This is a genomic window from Streptomyces sparsogenes (assembly GCF_001704635.1).
GTDB lineage: Bacteria > Actinomycetota > Actinomycetes > Streptomycetales > Streptomycetaceae > Streptomyces > Streptomyces sparsogenes.
Genome location: NZ_MAXF01000110.1, coordinates 39,454 through 55,713 on the forward strand (window position 1 = coordinate 39,454; position 16,260 = coordinate 55,713).

At 74.5% G+C, this 16,260-nt stretch carries 13 protein-coding genes; 8 read left to right on the plus strand and 5 right to left on the minus strand.

Going from position 1 to position 16,260, the window contains the following annotated elements; translation table 11 throughout:
* Positions 1–4 precede the first annotated feature (4 nt).
* Both BBH68_RS23335 and BBH68_RS23340 read left to right on the plus strand, forming a co-directional pair.
* On the plus strand, positions 5–1,558 hold the full coding sequence (locus BBH68_RS23335) for a 3' terminal RNA ribose 2'-O-methyltransferase Hen1 (RefSeq protein WP_065965434.1): 1,554 nt from the start codon (positions 5–7) through the stop codon (positions 1,556–1,558).
* Positions 1,555–4,254, plus strand: a complete 2,700-nt coding sequence (locus tag BBH68_RS23340) for a polynucleotide kinase-phosphatase (protein ID WP_065965435.1) — start codon at positions 1,555–1,557, stop codon at positions 4,252–4,254. The genes BBH68_RS23335 and BBH68_RS23340 overlap by 4 nt, the downstream gene beginning before the upstream one ends.
* A gap of 69 nt (positions 4,255–4,323) precedes the next feature.
* On the opposite strand, the gene BBH68_RS23345 is transcribed toward BBH68_RS23340, so the two are convergent.
* The 4 genes from BBH68_RS23345 to BBH68_RS23360 form a co-directional block, all read right to left on the minus strand.
* Positions 4,324–4,590 (minus strand): DUF4235 domain-containing protein, encoded by a 267-nt coding sequence (locus tag BBH68_RS23345; RefSeq protein ID WP_065965486.1) that lies wholly within the window; start codon positions 4,588–4,590, stop codon positions 4,324–4,326.
* 85 nt (positions 4,591–4,675) lie between these two features.
* The gene (locus tag BBH68_RS23350; RefSeq protein WP_065965487.1) at positions 4,676–5,224 is read right to left on the minus strand and encodes a phosphatase PAP2 family protein; all 549 of its coding nucleotides are present in this window, start codon (positions 5,222–5,224) and stop codon (positions 4,676–4,678) included.
* 62 nt (positions 5,225–5,286) lie between these two features.
* Positions 5,287–6,312 carry a YihY/virulence factor BrkB family protein gene (locus BBH68_RS23355; protein WP_065965488.1) on the minus strand — a complete coding sequence of 342 codons (1,026 nt, stop codon included), beginning with the start codon at positions 6,310–6,312 and terminating at the stop codon, positions 5,287–5,289.
* A 49-nt stretch (positions 6,313–6,361) separates the two neighbouring features.
* A complete protein-coding gene (locus BBH68_RS23360) occupies positions 6,362–7,339 on the minus strand; it encodes a GlxA family transcriptional regulator (protein WP_065965436.1) in 978 nt (325 codons plus the stop codon).
* 234 nt (positions 7,340–7,573) lie between these two features.
* On the opposite strand from BBH68_RS23360, the gene BBH68_RS23365 reads away from it, so the two are divergent.
* From BBH68_RS23365 to argF, 6 genes are all read left to right on the plus strand, one after another.
* Positions 7,574–9,001, plus strand: a complete 1,428-nt coding sequence (locus tag BBH68_RS23365; protein ID WP_245738245.1) for an MFS transporter — start codon at positions 7,574–7,576, stop codon at positions 8,999–9,001.
* Between the two features lie 173 nt (positions 9,002–9,174).
* On the plus strand, positions 9,175–9,867 hold the full coding sequence (locus BBH68_RS23370; protein ID WP_065965438.1) for a Crp/Fnr family transcriptional regulator: 693 nt from the start codon (positions 9,175–9,177) through the stop codon (positions 9,865–9,867).
* A 357-nt stretch (positions 9,868–10,224) separates the two neighbouring features.
* Positions 10,225–12,381: a hypothetical protein gene (locus BBH68_RS23375; protein WP_065965489.1), complete on the plus strand. Its 2,157-nt coding sequence runs from the start codon at positions 10,225–10,227 to the stop codon at positions 12,379–12,381.
* A gap of 17 nt (positions 12,382–12,398) precedes the next feature.
* Positions 12,399–13,181: a hypothetical protein gene (locus BBH68_RS23380; protein WP_065965439.1), complete on the plus strand. Its 783-nt coding sequence runs from the start codon at positions 12,399–12,401 to the stop codon at positions 13,179–13,181.
* 102 nt (positions 13,182–13,283) lie between these two features.
* Positions 13,284–14,507 carry an arginine deiminase gene (locus BBH68_RS23385; protein ID WP_065965440.1) on the plus strand — a complete coding sequence of 408 codons (1,224 nt, stop codon included), beginning with the start codon at positions 13,284–13,286 and terminating at the stop codon, positions 14,505–14,507.
* 124 nt (positions 14,508–14,631) lie between these two features.
* Positions 14,632–15,636, plus strand: a complete 1,005-nt coding sequence (gene argF, locus BBH68_RS23390; protein ID WP_065965441.1) for an ornithine carbamoyltransferase — start codon at positions 14,632–14,634, stop codon at positions 15,634–15,636.
* 13 nt (positions 15,637–15,649) lie between these two features.
* On the opposite strand, the gene BBH68_RS23395 is transcribed toward argF, so the two are convergent.
* Positions 15,650–16,129: an ATP-binding protein gene (locus tag BBH68_RS23395; RefSeq protein ID WP_065965442.1), complete on the minus strand. Its 480-nt coding sequence runs from the start codon at positions 16,127–16,129 to the stop codon at positions 15,650–15,652.
* Positions 16,130–16,260 lie beyond the last annotated feature (131 nt).

Sequence of the window (16,260 nt, forward strand, 5' to 3'; positions counted from 1 at the left end):
ACGGGTGTTCCTGACGATATCCACCACCGGTACCGCCGAGCGCCCCGCGACCGACCTCGGGTTCCTGCTGCACAAGCATCCCGACAACGCGCAGCGGTTCTCGACCTCCCACGGCACGGCCCACGTCTTCTACCCCGAGGCGGACACCGAGCGCTGCACGGCGGCGCTGCTGCTGGAGGTGGATCCGGTGGCGCTGGTGCGGCGGGGCCGGGGGAAGGGCCGGGGCGGCGCTCCGGACGCGGCCCTGGGGAACTACGTCAACGACCGGCCCTACGCCGCCTCGTCGCTGCTCGCCGTCGCGCTCAGCAGCGTCTTCTCCAGCGCCCTCAAGGGCCGGTGCAAGGCGCGGCCCGAGCTGCCCGAGCGGGCCATGCCGCTGCGGATCGAGGTGCCCGCCCTCCCCGCGCGCGGCGGCGCCGAACTGGTGGTGCGGCTCTTCGAGCCGCTGGGCTGGGCGGTGACGGCCGAGCCGGTGCCGCTGGACCCGGGGTTCCCGCAGTGGGGCGACTCCCGCTACGTAAGGCTGGTCCTGGAGGGCGAGCTGCGGCTGGCCGAGGCGCTGCGCCAGCTGTATGTGCTGCTGCCGGTGCTCGACGACGCCAAGCACTACTGGGTGGCCCCGGACGAGGTGGACAAGCTGCTCGCCTCCGGCGAGGGCTGGCTCGAACACCACCCCGAGCAGCGGCTCATCACCAGCCGCTACCTGGCCCGCCGCTGGTCGCTCACGCGCAGCGCGCTGGAGCGGCTGGAGCTGGTGCGGCTCGCGGAGGCGGACGACACGGAGGTGGAGGAGATCGACAACGCCGTCGACGAGCGGCACGACACCGAGGAGAAGCCGGTGCCGCTGGCCGTGCGGCGGCGCGAGGCGATCCTCGACGCACTCCGCTCGGCCGAGGCCGCCCGGGTGCTCGACCTGGGCTGCGGGCAGGGGCAGTTGGTGGGCGCGCTCCTCGAGGACCCGCGGTTCACCGAGATCGTCGGCGTCGACGTGTCGATGCGCGCGCTGAACGAGGCGGCCCGGCGGCTGCGCCTGGACCGGATGGGCGAGCGCCGCTCGTCGCGCGTCAAGCTGCTCCAGGGGTCGCTGGCGTACACCGACGGCCGCCTGCGCGGATACGACGCGGCGGTGCTCAGCGAGGTGATCGAGCACCTGGACCCGCCGCGGCTGCCCGCCCTGGAGTACGCGGTGTTCGGCGCCGCCCGGCCCCGCACGGTCGTGGTGACCACGCCCAACGTGGAGTACAACGTGCGGTGGGAGACCCTGCCCGCCGGGCGGGCGCGCCACCCCGACCACCGCTTCGAGTGGACGCGGGAGGAGTTCCGCGGCTGGGCGCGGGCCGTCGCCGCACGCCATGGCTACGCCGTGGAGTTCCGGCCCGTCGGCCCCGACGACCCCGAGGTCGGCCCCCCGACCCAGCTCGCGCTGTTCCGCCTCGGCGCAGAGGCCAGTGCAGGGACCCGTACAGAGACCAGCACAGGGACCCGTGCGGAAACCAGCACGGAAACCCACAGCAGCACCACCACCGACACCACCACCGCGAAGGAGACGGCCGCATGACCACCGCCAAGCGCGGCCTCGCCGTGCCCGACCTCTCCCTCGTGGTGCTCATCGGCACCACCGGCTCCGGCAAGTCCACCTTCGCCCGGCGCCACTTCCTGCCCACCCAGATCGTCTCCTCGGACGTCTGCCGGGGGCTGGTCGCCGACGACGAGAACGACCAGAGCGCCACCCCCGACGCCTTCGACGTGCTCCACTACATCGCGGGCAAGCGGCTCGCCGCCGGGCGGCTCACCGTCGTCGACGCGACCAACGTCCAGCCCCAGGCCCGCCGCAGCCTGATCGGGCTCGCCCGCGAACACGACGTGCTGCCCGTCGCCATCGTCCTCGACGTGCCGGAGGGCGTCTGCGCGCGGCGCAACGCCGAGCGGCCCGACCGGGCGGACCTGCCCGCCCATGTCATCCCCCGCCAGCGGCGCGAGCTGCGCCGGTCGCTGAAGTCCCTGGAGCGCGAGGGCTTCCGCAAGGTGCACATCCTGCGCGGCGAGGAGGAGGTGGCGGCCGCCGAGGTCGTCACCGAGCGCCGCTACAACGACCTGCGCCACCTGACCGGCCCGTTCGACATCATCGGCGACGTCCACGGCTGCCGCTCGGAGCTGGAGACCCTGCTCGGCAGGCTCGGCTACGTACTGCGCCGCGACCCCCTCGGCCGCCCCGTCGACGCCACCCACCCCGAGGGCCGCACGGCCGTCTTCGTCGGCGACCTCGTCGACCGCGGGCCCGACAGCCCGGGCGTGCTGCGCCTGGTGATGGGCATGGTCGCCTCGGGCGCCGCGCTGTGCGTGCCCGGCAACCACGAGAACAAGCTCGGCCGCTACCTGGGGGGCCGCAACGTCCGGAACACCCACGGCCTGGCCGAGACCATCGAGCAGCTGGAGAAGGAGGACGCCACCGACCCCGCCTTCCGCGAGCGGGTGCGGGAGTTCATCGCCTCGCTCGTCAGCCACTACGTGCTGGACGGCGGCGCCCTGGTGGTCTGCCACGCCGGGCTGCCCGAGAAGTACCACGGCCGCACCTCCGGCCGGGTCCGCTCGCACGCGCTCTACGGCGACACGACCGGCGAGACCGACGAGTTCGGCCTGCCCGTGCGCTACCCGTGGGCCGAGGACTACCGCGGCCGCGCCGCCGTCGTCTACGGCCACACCCCCACCCCGCGGGCCTCCTGGCTGAACAACACCATCTGCCTCGACACCGGCTGTGTTTTCGGCGGCAGGATGACCGCCCTGCGCTGGCCCGAGCGCGAGCTGGTGGACGTCCCCGCCGAGCGGGTCTGGTACGAGCCCGTCAAGCCGCTGGCGACCGAGGGCCCGGGCGGCGCCGACGGCCGCCCGCTCGACCTGAAGGACGTGCAGGGCCGCCGGGTCGTCGAGACCCGCCACATGGGCCGCGTCGCCGTGAAGGAGGAGAACGCGGCGGCGGCGCTGGAGGTCATGAGCCGCTTCGCGATCGACCCCCGGCTCCTCCCGTACCTCCCGCCGACCATGGCCCCCTGCGCCACCTCGCGCGAACCCGGCTACCTGGAGCACCCGGCGGAGGCGTTCGCCGCCTACCGGGCGGACGGGGTGCGCGAGGTGGTGTGCGAGGAGAAGCACATGGGGTCGCGCGCGGTGGTGCTGGTCTGCCGCGACGAGGAGGTGGCGGGCGAGCGCTTCGGCACGCTCGAGGGCGTGTCCGGCGCGCTGTGCACGCGCACGGGCCGGCCGTTCTTCGACGACCCGGCGATGACCGAGCGCGTCCTGCGCCGGCTGCGCGGCACCATCGGCCACGAGGGCCTGTGGGAGGAGCTGGACACCGACTGGCTGCTGCTCGACGCCGAGCTGATGCCCTGGTCACTGAAGGCGGAGGGGCTGCTGCGCAACCAGTACGCGGCCGTGGGCGCGGCCGCCGGCGCCGCGTTCCCCGGGGCGCTGGCCGCCCTGGAGTCGGCCGCCGCGCGCGGCGTGGAGGTGACCGCCCTGCTCGGCAAGCAGCGCGAGCGGGCCTCGGACGCGGCCGCCTTCACCGAGGCGTACCGCCGCTACTGCTGGCCGGTCGGCGATCCGCGGCGCGGCTGGCCGGGCGAGGAGCGGGAGACCGGCCGCCGGGCGGTGGGGGCGCGCGGCACGGACGGGCTGGACGGCATCCGGCTGGCGCCGTTCCAGATCCTGGCGGCGCGCGGCCGCAGCCTCGCCGCGCTGCCCCACGACCAGCAGCTCGCGATGATCGACCGGCTCATCGAGCGGGAGGAGCTCGACGTCTACGCCAACAACTCCATCTGCGCCTTCACCCCCACGTATGTGAACCGGCTGCTCGCCCCCACCCGCCGGCTGGTCGTCGACACCGAGGACGAGGCGTCGGTCGCCGAGGGCGTGCGGTGGTGGCTGGAGCTGACGGAGGCCGGCGGCGAGGGCATGGTGGTCAAACCGCTGCAGGGGCTCGTCCGCAAGGGGGACGGCCGCCTGGTGCAGCCCGGCGTCAAGTGCCGCGGCCGCGAGTACCTCCGGATCATCTACGGCCCGGAGTACACCCGCCCCGAGCACCTGGACCGGCTGCGGGAGCGGCACCTGGGCCACAAGCGGTCGCTCGCGCTGCGCGAGTACGCGCTCGGGCTCGAGGCGCTGGACCGGCTGGCGGACGGGGAGCCGCTGTGGCGGGTCCACGAGGCGGTCTTCGGCGTGCTGGCCCTGGAGTCCGAGCCGGTGGACCCCCGGCTGTAGCCGGGCCGGCCGCACGGGGTGCCGGTGTCCGCCGGTGTCCATGCCGCACCGGCACCCCTCGCGGGCGCGTCAGCCGGGCCAGGTGCCGGTCAGACGGCGTACGGCGGTGGCCCCGGCGCGGTCGACGGCGGCCTTGACCACGGAGAAGATGGCGCCCTGCAGCGCGGTGGCGAGCAGTACCTCCCCCCAGGCGCGTTCCTCGTCGGTGGCGCCGGGGGCGTCATCCTCGTGGCCGAGCAGTTTCCAGGTCTTGTTGAACACCGCTCTGGCGGCCATCCCGCTGACCGCGCCCAGGACGAAACCCACCGGCTTGTATGCGATCTTCGACGCCTTCACCCGGCGCACCCCTTTCCATGGCGTTCGTGCTCGCTGGTCGGGCGAGTACCCACAACGGCCCACTTCAGGGCGTTTCAGGGCGGGGCTACAGCAGGCGCCGCAGCAGCAGCCCCGGGGCGCGCCGGGTGAGCCAGGCGCTGAGCAGGCCGATGGCGGCGCCGGTGGCGACGTCGCTGGGGTAGTGGGCGCCCGACTGGACCCGCTCGACGGACACCATGGCCGCCGGCACGGCACAGGCGATTCCGGCGGCCGGCCAGGTGGGCGCGACGGCGGCGGTGAAGGCGACCGCGGCCGCGGTGTGTCCGGAGGGGAAGGACGAGGAGTCGGGACGGTCCTCGACCTCGTCGTGCGGAAACCACTCCTTCGGCGGCCTGGGCCGGTCGGCGACCTGCTTGCACAGGCCGTTGGAGACCAGCTGGGCCATCGTGAGCGCGGCTACCCCCGCGGCCGCCGCCTTCCGGCCCCGCCACCCGCCGAACGCGGCCATCGCCGCGGCGGCGCCGCACCACAGTTTCGCGCTCTCCGCCGCCTCCTCCACACCCGACAGCACCCGGCCGACGCCGCTCGGAACGCGTGAGCCCGTCCGCCGCGCCACGACTCGGTCGGTCTCCTGCAATCTCTCCAGCAACCTCATGAGCTGCGCATATCCCAGTGACGGCCGGTACACACCCGCCCATTCCTGCCGTGCCACGCGTGCTACTCCAGCCGGCGGCGGTCCTCCTCGTCCCACGTGCGGACATCGCGCGGCTCGACGTACGGCTCCTCGTGGGGCGGGTACCCGCCGACGACGGCGCGCTGGCGGGCGGCCTCGGCGTCGAACTCCAGGCCCAGCAGGATGGCGATGTTGGTGATCCACAACCACACCAGGAAGACGATCACACCGGCGAAGGTGCCGTAGGTCTTGTTGTACGAGGCGAAATTGGCCACGTAGGAGGCGAACCCCGCCGACGCGAGCATCCAGATGACCAGGGCGAGGAAGCTGCCCGGCGTGATCCACTTGAAGCCGCGTACCTTCGCGTTGGGGCTGGCCCAGTACAGGATCGCGATCATGAGGATGACCAGGAGGATCAGGACCGGCCACTTCGCGATCGACCACACGGTCAGCGCCGTGTGGCCGACCCCGAGCAGGTCGCCGGCGCGGCGGGCCAGGGGCCCGGTGAAGACCACGATCAGGGCGCTGATCACCGCGAGGACCATCAGCGCGACGGTGAGGGCCAGCCGCAAGGGCAGCACCTTCCACAGCGGGCGGCCTTCCGGTATGTCGTAGACGGCGTTGGAGGCGCGGATGAACGCGGCCACGTAGCCGGAGGCCGACCAGATGGCCAGGGCCAGGCCGACGACCGCCATGACGGACCCGACGCCGGCGTTGCCCTGGAGCTGCCGCACCGCCTTGCGGATCACATCGCGGGCGGCGCCCGGGGTGAGCTGCTGCACGTTGTCCAGAACCGCGCTGGTGGCCGACTGCCCGGCGACGCCCAGCAGGGAGACCAGCACCAGCAGCGCGGGGAACAGCGCCAGGATGGCGTAATAGGTCAGGGCCGCCGCACGGTCGGTCAGCTCGTCGTCCTTGAACTCCTTGAACGTTCCGCGCAGCACCGCCCACCACGACTTCTTCGGCATCTGGGCCGGAGTGTCCGGTGCCCTGCGCTCCACCGCCGGATCCGGACCGAAGTCCTCCGGCTCCTCCGCCCGCTTGCGTCCCAGTCTCTTGAACTTCGCCATGAGCAGGCGGGTAACCACAAAAGGCCCAGTCACCCGGTGCCGGCCCCGGTCACCTCTGTGGGACGGCCGCCGGGCGGCGGGCGCGGAAGGCGCGGCGGTAGTCGTGCGGTGGCACTCCCACCGCGCGGGTGAAGTGGCGCCGCAGATTGGCCGCCGTGCCCAGGCCGCACAGCTCCGCCACCCGGTCCACCGGCAGGTCCCCGCCCTCCAGCAGCTCCCGGGCCCGCGCGATGCGCTGGGCCTGCAGCCAGCGCAGCGGTGTGGTGCCGGTGGCGGCGTGGAAGCGCCGGGCCAGGGTGCGGGGGCTGGTGTGGGCGCGGCGGGCCAGGTCGGCGACGGTCAGCGGGGTGTGCAGGCGCTCGGTGGCCCAGTGCAGCAGCGGGGCGAGCGAGTCGTCGGTGCGCTCCGGCAGCGGCGCCTCGATGTACTGGGCCTGGCCGCCCGGCCGGTGGGCGGGCGCGACCAGCTGCCGCGCCAGGGTGTTGGCGGCCGCGCTGCCGAAGTCCTCGCGCACCAGGTGCAGGCACACGTCGATGCACGCGGTCGACCCCGCCCCCGTGAGCACGTCGCCGTGGTCCACGTAGAGCACGGAGGGATCGACCCGCACCGCCGGGTAGCGCTCGGCGAGCAGCGCCGCGTACATCCAGTGGGTGGCGGCCGTGCGGCCGTCGAGGAGCCCGGTGGCGGCGAGCGTGAAGGCGCCCGAGCACAGCGACACCACGCGGGCGCCGCGCCGGTGGGCCTCGCGCAGCGCGTCGACGAGTTCGCCGGGCGGGTCGCCGCGCACATCGGCGGAGGCCGGGACGATCACCGTGTCCGCGGTGATCAGCTCCTCGATCCCGTACGGCGTGTGCGCGGCGAACCAGGATCGGGTGGCGACCGGGCCGCTGTCCGGGCCGATCCCGCAGACCCGCAAGTCGTACCAGCCGTCGGGCAGTTCGGGGCGGTCGGTGCCGAAGACGTGGCAGGGCACGGCCAGATCGAAGATCGGCATACCGGCGGTGACGGCGAGGGCTATGGAGGGCATGGCAGAAATGTAGCGGGTGCTGTCACTCTTGCCACTCGTGAGCCCGTGCCGCGCCGTCGATGCTGGATGGGCATGAAGATCCCTTCCGCCAAGGCCCAGGGGAGCGGTGTGCCCCCCGCCCCCCTCCCCGGCCCCGAACCCGATCCCCGGCCCGAGTCCGGTACTGTCCCCGGGTCCGATCCCGGGTCCGATCCCGGGTCCGAACCCGATCCCCGTCGCTGGCTGATACTCGCCGTGGCGTCCACGGCGCAGTTCCTCGCCGTGCTCGACCTGATCGCCGTGAACATCGCCTTCCCGGCGATCGGCGCGGACTTCCGCTCCGCCTCCACCGCCGGGCTCTCCTGGGTCCTGAACGCCTACACCATCGTGCTGGCGGCGCTGCTGGTCCCGGCGGGCAGGCTCGCCGACGAGACGGGCAGGCGCCGTTCGTTCCTGCTGGGCATGGCCCTGTTCGGGCTGGCCTCGATCGGCTGCGGGGCGGCCCCGGGCCTGGGCTGGCTGATCGCGGCCCGTGTGGTGCAGGGCGTGGCGGCGGCGGTGGTGGTGCCCACCTCCCTCTCGCTGGCGCTGCCCGCCTTCGCGCCGCGCGAGCAGGCCACGGCCGTGGGGGTGTGGACCGCGGTCAGTGCGGTGGCGGCCAGTTCGGGGCCGGTGGTGGGCGGGCTGCTCGCGGCCCTCGACTGGCGGTGGATCTTCCTGATCAACGCCCCGGTGGTGCTGGGCGCGGTAGCGGCGGGCCTGCGCCTCCTGCCCCGCACCGAGCCCGTACGGCCTGGTCAGGCCGCCGAGTCCGTACGCACCGAGCCCGTACCCGCCGAGGGCGCCCGGGCCGAGCCCGTACGCACTCGCGCCGTCCGCCGGCTCGATCCGCTCGGCACCCTGCTGGTGCTCATGGCCACCGGCTCCCTGACCACGGCGTGCGTCCAGGCGCCGGAGTGGGGGTACGCCGCGCCCGCCACCCTCGCCTTCCTGGGTGTGGGCGTCGTGGCGGGCGCGCTGTGCGCGGCGCATGTGCGGCGGCACCCGGACCCGGTGGTGGACCCGGCGCTGTTCCGCACGCGGGGGTTCACCACCGCCGCCCTCGGCCTGCTCAGCTACTTCCTCGCCTATTCGGCGATCCTGCTCGCCGCGACCTGGATGTTCTCCGGCGTGTGGGGCTACTCGACGCGCCGCGCGGGCCTGGCCGTCGCTCCCTGGCCGCTGACGGTGCTGGTCGTCTCCGCCTTGTCGGGCCGGATCGTCCGGGCCCTGGGGGAGCGGCGCGGGGCCGTGCTGGGGGCCGTCGCCTTCACCGCGGCGCCGCTGTGGTGGCTCGTCGCGGCGGGCCCGTCCGGCGATGGGGCGCACTACGCGGCCGGTTTCCTGCCGGGTCTTGTGCTCGCCGGGATCGGTGCGGGCCTGTACCAGCCGGTCATGTTCGCCGCGGCCGGGCTGCTTCCCGCCCGGCGGCTGTCCGTGGGTTCCGGCGTGCTGATGATGTCGCGGCAGGGCGGCACCGCGCTGGGCGTCGCGGCCCTGGTGGTGGTCACCGGCGGCGCCCGGCAGCCCGGCCTGGCGGACCTGCGCGCGGGCTGGGTCTTCGCGGCCGTGGCCGCCGCGGTCGCGGCGCTCGCGGGCGCGGTGTTCCGCACCGCCGACGGCAAGGCGGCGAGGCGCCATTGACGTGCCTGTGACAGGTGCCTAACGTTCTGTCGCCCATGTCGGTCGCGGGCTTCCGCGCCACCCGCCCGCCGTGCCATGACGGAGCGGACCCGATGTGAGGGTGTTCTCCGCGAGCCGGACGACGTACGTATCGATATGCGGCTCCGCCGCGTGGCACCGAGCGGGGAGGGCGGATGAGTCTCTTCGAGGGCGGCAGGCCGTTCCTGCACGCGCTCCCCGCCCAGGACCGGCGCGCGCTGCTGGCGCTCGGCAGACGCCGCACGTACGAGCCCTCCCAAATAGTGCTGCGCGAGCACGACCGCACGACCTTCGTCGTCGCCATCACCTCCGGCTGGGCCACCGTCTCGGTGGAGACCGAGCGCGGCGTCCGTCTGATACTGGCGCTGCGCGGGGCGGGCGAGGTGGTGGGCGACCAGGCCGCCGTGGACCACGGCTCGCGCAGCGCCACGGTCACCGCGCTCGGGCGGCTGGAGGCGGTCGTCGTCTCCGGTGACCGCTTCCGGGCTTATCTGGCCGCGCGCCCCGCCGCCACCGTCCTGATCATGCGTCAGCTCAGCTCCCGGCTGCGCAGCTCCGACGGCGAACGGCGCTCCCTGGCCTCCGAGAAGGTGCTCCAGCGGCTGGCGGCCCGCCTCGTCGAACTCGCCGAACGGACCGGCCGCCCGGAGGCCGACGGCGCCATCTCCGTGGATCTGCCCCTGCCCCAGCACGACATCGCCGCCGCCGTGGGGTCCACCCGGGAAGCGGTCGCCAAGGCGCTGCGCCTGCTGCGCGACCAGGGCGTGGTGCGGACCGCCTCGCGTCGCTTCGTGGTCATGGACGCCGGGCTGCTGCGCCTGCTGGCCGAGGGGCGCGCGACGGGGTGACCGGCCGCGCCGGGCCCGCCAACGGGCGCCAGCGCGTGAGCCCCCGGATAATCTCCGCCGACTGTGTAAACGGCTACAGCCGCTCGGGCCCCGGGCCGCGACCCTGAAGAAGGCGCGGGGACGGGACCGTGTGCGACGGGGGTGTACGCGGCCCAGCGCCCGGCACCGGAGCAGGGCGGCGGAGCGGAGCACGGGGGCAGAGCCCCGCCGCCGGCTTCGGCCACGGGAGCCACCCACGCCACCGGCACCTTCGGACCCGACCCCCTCGGAACCACCAACCACAGCCACCGGACACGGACGGCATCGGGCACGTACGGCATCGGGCACGAAGGACGGCGGGCGATGAACGGCGGGGCGATGAACGGAACGGAAGCCGACCTGGCGGAAAGCCGGACACTGCGGATCACCCCGCGGCAGGAGCGACAGGAGCGGCAGGAGCGGACCGGCGCGCGGCTGGACCTCCCCGCGGACAGCCCGCTGGGCACCGTCGGCGAGGCGGGCGGCGCCCGGGCGGCCCGCGAGGCATGCGCGCATCTGCACCCCGCCACGCCCCCGCACCCTGCCACGCCCCCGCACCCCGGCGCGTATGGGCCGTACCCCGCACACCCCGCACGCCCCCCGGCCGAAGCACCCGCCCCCGGTCCGCTCCCCGAGGGGCCCGTGTCCCCTGACGAGCTGGCCCGTCTGCGCCGGGTCCACCGGCGGGGTCCGGGCTTCGCCGTCATGCGGGAACACCTGCGCCGCGGCCACCTCCTGGCCCTGTGCGGCGAGCCGGGCTCGGGACGCGGCTGGACCGGCCTCGCGCTCCTGGCCGAGCTGACCGAGACCACGGGCGGCGGCGTGTGGCGGCAACACCTCGCGCCGGTGGGGGAGAAGACCCAGCGGGGCCACGGCTATCTGCTCGAACTGCCCGCCGACCCCGTCTCCTCCCAGCCCGCGGCCCCGGGCCCCGAAGCGCTGCTGGACCGGTTGCGCGCCCACTTCGCCGAGCACGAGGCGTTCTGCGTCGTCCTCGTTCCCGGCGGCGAGGCGGCCGACCGACTGCTGCGTGGCCGCCGGCACGCCGTACCGTACGAGCCCCCGGCCGCCGCCGACGTACTCGAGGCGCACCTGGCCGATCTGCTGGCGCACGAGCGGCCGGAGCTGCTCCTCCGGGCGCGCGCGACCGCCGCGCGCCCCGAGGTGGCGGAGGCCCTGGGCCTGGAGGAGCCGCTGCCGGGCGAGGCGGCCCGGCTGGCCGGCCATCTCGCCGAGCACGCCCGGGGCGAGCTGCCGGAGGCGGAACTGCTCGTCCGCTGCCGGTCGTTCGCCCCGCGCCAGGCGCGCGCGTGGTTCGCGGGCGCGGGGTGTCCCCGCACGCTCCCCGCCGCGCTGCCCGCCCTGCGCCGGGCGGCGCTGCGCATCGCCCTCGCCGTCTTCAACGGCTCGGCCCACAGCCTCACCGCCGAGGCCGCCGAACTGCTGGCCTGGGAGCTGGCGGTCACCCTCGACCCGCAGTACGCGCCCGGGCGCCCGCCGTTCGCCACGCCCGCCGACACCCTGCCCGCCGCCGCCCGCGCGGTGCTCGGGGAGGGCGTGGAGGACCTGGGCGAGGCGGCGGTCCCGGTCCGCACGGTGCGGTTCCGGGGCCGTCGGCTGGCGCCCGCGGTGCTCTTCGAGGTGTGGGACCACCACCACAACGCCCGCGGCCCGATGGCGCGTTGGCTGCGCGGGCTGTGCGACGACCCGCGCCCCCAGGTGTGGGTGCGGGCCGCGGTCGCGGCGGGCGTGCTGAGCGCCCGTGACTATCTGTACGGGCTCACCGAGCTGCTGCTGCCGCTGGCCCGCGGCGACAGCCCGGTGCAGCGCATGGCGGCGGCGACCGCGCTCGCCGAGGCGTCGCGCGACGCCGGCGTGCGCCCCGCCGTGGCGGGGCTGCTGAGCGGCTGGGCCGCGCGCGGCGACGAGCGGGAGCGGGAGACCGCCGCGCTCGCCCACGGCTACGGCCTGGTGGCCGGCTCGGTCGCGGCCTCCCTGGAGGAGCTCGGCCGGATCGCCGCCACGGACGGCTGCGGCACCGCGTCGTACAGCGCGGTGCGGCTGCTGGCCGGGCCGGAGCCCGAGACCGTGCTGGAGCTGCTGACCCACTGGCTGCGCGACCCCCGCCGCTCCCGCCGCGACCTGGCGCTGCTGACGGCGCTGCGCGCGGTGCGGACCCGCGCCTCGCACCTGTGGGGGCTGCGGGAGGTGCCGGAGCTGTCGCCGTACGCCGCCTGGCCGCTGGCCACGGCGCTGGCGGCGGCCCGCCCCGGGTGCCGCGCGGCGCTGGCCGAGCTGCTGCGGGCCGCGCTGACCTGGCCCCGGTCGGCCGAGGCGGCCGAGGAGGCGCTCGTGGGCTGGATGCGGCGGGCGGCCGGGGACGAGCGGCAGCTGGCGGTGTTGTGCGAGGTCCTGCCCCTGGTGGCGCAGGACGGCGACGAGCCCCTCGACGCGCGGGCCGCCACGCGGATCCGGGAGGTACTGGAAGCGCTGTGAGAAGGAGACGAACGGCCATGGTGGAAGAGGCAGCCGTGGAAGAGGCAGCCGTGGAAGAGACAGCCGTGGAAGAGACAGCTGAGGAGAAGGCGGCCGTGGAAGTGGCGCACCACCTCCCGGCGGTAGCCGGGGGAGCGCGGCAGCTGCGCGAGGCACTGCGGCAGGGCGGCGAGGCGTTTCCCGTCGCGCTGCGCGAGGCCGACGACGGCCTGCTGCTGAGCGCGCTCGACGAGGGGATGCCCGCCGAGCGGGCCACCCGCGTCGTCGTGGAGCTGGTGCGCCGCGCCCCCGAGCGCGGCCCGGAGCTCGCGGACGCGGTCTGCGAGAAGGTGCTGCTGGCCAGGCTCTATCTGGAGGCCCCGGCGTCGTCGGGCGCCGACGACCGGCTGCGGGTGCGCAACGCGCTCATGCTGTACGACGGCCTGGTACGCCCCTGCGCGGAGCGCGGCGGCACCCCCGGACTGCTGGCGTGCGTGGTGCCCGCGCTGTGGGCGGCGCGGGGCGGCGCGGGGCGTGAGGTGGTGCGCCGCATCGTGGACTCGCGGCAGCCCACGGGGTTCGGCGAGCGGGCGTGGAAGGAGCTGTTCACCTGCGCCGCGGAGGAGTGCCGCGAGCGCGAGGACGCGGCGGCGGCCGTGGCCCGGCGCGGGGCGCGGCGCTGGTGGTCGCGGCGGCTGAGGCCGCGCCGGGGTGGGGACGGCGGCCGGATCGAGTTGCAGCCCGGTCAGCTGTGGGTGTCCATCCTCCTGGGGCTGATCTCCGTCGGCCTGGTCCTGATCGTCGTCCTGGCCGCCCGATAGCCCGGCCCGCTGCCCGCCCGCCGCCTGTCCAGGGAGTGCCGGAACACCGGCAGCACGGCCGTGCGGCCTTCCCCGCGGGCCCGTAGCGACGAAGATGGACGCATGGGATTCCATGTGGACTCCGAGGCCGGGCGGCTGCGCCGCGTCATCCTGCACCGCCCCGACCTGGAGCTGAAGCGGCTCACGCCCTCCAACAAGGACGCGCTCCTCTTCGACGACGTCCTGTGGGTGCGCCGGGCCCGCCAGGAGCACGACGGCTTCGCTGACGTGCTGCGCGATCGCGGCGTCGAGGTGCATCTCTTCGGGGACCTGCTGGCCGAGAGCATGGCTCTCCCGGAGGCGCGGGCCCTGGTGCTCGACCGGGTCTTCGACGAGAAGGAGTACGGCCCGCTGGCCACCGACCACCTGCGGGCGGCCTTCGACGAGCTGGGCGGCCTTGAGCTGGCGGGGGCGCTGATCGGCGGCATGACCAAGCGGGAGTACCTGGAGCGGTATCCGGAGCCGGTCTCGATCCGCTTCCACACCATGGAGCCGGACGATTTCGTCGTGAACCCGCTGCCCAACCACCTCTTCACCCGGGACGCCTCCGCCTGGGTGTACGACGGGGTGTCCATCAACGCGATGCGCTGGCCCGCCCGCTGGCACGAGACCGTCCACTACGAGGCCGTCTACCGCCACCACCCCCTGTTCGCGGACGGCGGCTTCCACGTCTGGTCGGAGGGGCAGGCGGCCTATCCGTCGACGATCGAGGGCGGCGACGTCCTGGTGATCGGCAATGGCGCCGTGCTGATCGGGATGAGCGAGCGGACCACGCCGCAGGCGGTGGAGATGCTGGCGCGCGGGCTGTTCGCCGCCGGTTCCGCCCGGACCATCGTGGCGCTCGACATGCCCAAGGGGCGGGCGTTCATGCACCTCGACACCGTGATGACCATGGTCGACGGGGACACCTTCACGCAGTACGCGGGGCTGGGGATGCTCCCCTCGTACACCATCGAGCCGGGCGGCGCCGGACAGGAGCTCAAGGTCACCGACCACCCGCCGGAGCACATGCACCGGGCGATAGCGGCCGCGCTCGGCCTGGACGCCATCCGGGTGCTCACGGCCACGCAGGACGTGCACGCGGCCGAGCGCGAGCAGTGGGACGACGGCTGCAACGTGCTGGCCGTCGAGCCGGGGGTGGTCGTCGCCTACGAGCGGAACGCGACCACCAACACCTATCTGCGCAAGCGCGGGATCGAGGTCATCACGATCCCGGGCAGCGAGCTGGGGCGGGGGCGGGGCGGGCCGCGCTGCATGAGCTGCCCGGTGGAGCGGGACCCCGTCTAGGAGCAGGAGCAGGAGCAGTGGAGCAGCTGAGGCTTGAGGCCGGGACGGCGGGGGCTTCCGTATATATACGGTCCTTCGTATAGACTTCCAGCATCCCTTGTGATCGCACCCTAGGAGCCCGAACATGGCGACAGACCTCACCGGCCGCCACTTCCTCAAGGAGCTGGACTTCACCGCCGAGGAGTTCCGCCATCTGGTCTCCCTGGCCGCCGAGCTGAAGGCGGCCAAGCGCGCGGGCACCGAGGTCCAGCACCTCAAGGGCAGGAACATCGCGCTGATCTTCGCGAAGACCTCCACCCGCACCCGCTGCGCCTTCGAGGTCGCCGCCGCCGACCAGGGCGCCTCCACCACCTACCTGGACCCGTCGGGCTCGCAGATCGGCCACAAGGAGTCCGTGAAGGACACCGCGCGGGTGCTGGGCCGGATGTACGACGCGATCGAGTACCGCGGCAGCGGCCAGGACGTCGTCGAGGAACTCGCCGCCCACGCCGGGGTGCCCGTCTACAACGGCCTCACCGACGACTGGCACCCCACCCAGATGCTCGCCGACGTGCTCACCATCACCGAGCACAGCGACAAGCCGCTGGAAGAGGTGACCTTCGCCTACCTGGGCGACGCCCGCTACAACATGGGCAACTCCTACCTGATCACGGGCGCGCTGCTGGGCATGGACGTGCGGATCGTCGCCCCCCGGAGCCTGTGGCCCGACGAGGCCGTCGTGGAGCGGGCGCGCGAGCTGGCGAAGGACTCGGGCGCCCGGGTCACCCTCACCGAGGACATCGCCGAGGGCGTGGCCGGCGCGGACTTCGTCGCCACCGACGTCTGGGTGTCGATGGGGGAGCCCAAGGAGGTCTGGGACGAGCGCATAGCGCTGCTCGGCCCCTACGCGGTCACCATGGACGTGCTGCGCGCCACCGGCAACGAGGACGTGAAGTTCCTCCACTGCCTCCCGGCCTTCCACGACCTGGGCACCGCCGTCGGCCGCGAGATCCACGAGCGGCACGGACTGACCTCGCTCGAGGTCACCGACGAGGTCTTCGAGTCCGCCCACTCCGTCGTCTTCGACGAGGCGGAGAACCGGATGCACACCATCAAGGCGGTGCTGGTCGCCACGCTCGGCCGGCCCTAGCCGGCCCCGCGGGTCAGTACACCTGGCCCGCCACGGCCGGGAGGGTGAACCAGACCGCCTTGCCCGCCGGGGTGGGGCGGTAGCCCGCCGCGGCGCTGAGCGTCCGGAGCAGCTGGAGGCCGCGCCCGCGCTCGGAGACCTCGCGCGGGTCCTCGCCCGTCTCGGCGGCGCTCGGCGGGCGCGGCTCGCGGAGGCCGGCGGGCGGGCTGGGGTCCTGGTCGTGCACCTCGACCTGCCAGTCGCCGGACGACGCCAGCTCCAGCACCAGCTCTATGGGCTCGTCGCCGTCCGTGTGCTGCACCGCGTTGGCGACCAGCTCGGCCGTCAGCAGCTCCGCCGTGTCGCCGTCCACGGGCGCGCCGGTGTCCGCCAGGGTGTTGCGGACCAGGGCGCGGGCCAGGGGGACGGCGACCGTGGCGTGCGGCAGGGCGAAGCGCCAGGAGGCGGTGGCAGTGGCGGGGCCACTGGTGGCGGCGGGGGCGGGGTCGGGCACGGCTCGGTCCAGTCGGTGGCGAAAGCTCCTCCCAGCGGTGGCCGGCGGAGGTATGAAGCGGACGATAGCGCCGTAAGAGGCGGTGGACCACTCGTGATGTGATTTATGACTACTCACTTACCCGATGAACG

What these genes read in the sequence shown, in the direction of transcription:
- BBH68_RS23340 (WP_065965435.1), top strand. Translation starts at nt 1,555, where the DNA reads ATGACCACCGCCAAGCGCGGCCTCGCCGTGCCCGACCTCTCCCTCGTG.
- BBH68_RS23350 (WP_065965487.1), bottom strand. Translation starts at nt 5,224, where the DNA reads ATGAGGTTGCTGGAGAGATTGCAGGAGACCGACCGAGTCGTGGCGCGG.
- BBH68_RS23355 (WP_065965488.1), bottom strand. Translation starts at nt 6,312, where the DNA reads ATGGCGAAGTTCAAGAGACTGGGACGCAAGCGGGCGGAGGAGCCGGAG.
- BBH68_RS23360 (WP_065965436.1), bottom strand. Translation starts at nt 7,339, where the DNA reads ATGCCCTCCATAGCCCTCGCCGTCACCGCCGGTATGCCGATCTTCGAT.
- BBH68_RS23370 (WP_065965438.1), top strand. Translation starts at nt 9,175, where the DNA reads ATGAGTCTCTTCGAGGGCGGCAGGCCGTTCCTGCACGCGCTCCCCGCC.
- BBH68_RS23375 (WP_065965489.1), top strand. Translation starts at nt 10,225, where the DNA reads ATGAACGGAACGGAAGCCGACCTGGCGGAAAGCCGGACACTGCGGATC.
- BBH68_RS23380 (WP_065965439.1), top strand. Translation starts at nt 12,399, where the DNA reads ATGGTGGAAGAGGCAGCCGTGGAAGAGGCAGCCGTGGAAGAGACAGCC.
- BBH68_RS23385 (WP_065965440.1), top strand. Translation starts at nt 13,284, where the DNA reads ATGGGATTCCATGTGGACTCCGAGGCCGGGCGGCTGCGCCGCGTCATC.
- argF (WP_065965441.1), top strand. Translation starts at nt 14,632, where the DNA reads ATGGCGACAGACCTCACCGGCCGCCACTTCCTCAAGGAGCTGGACTTC.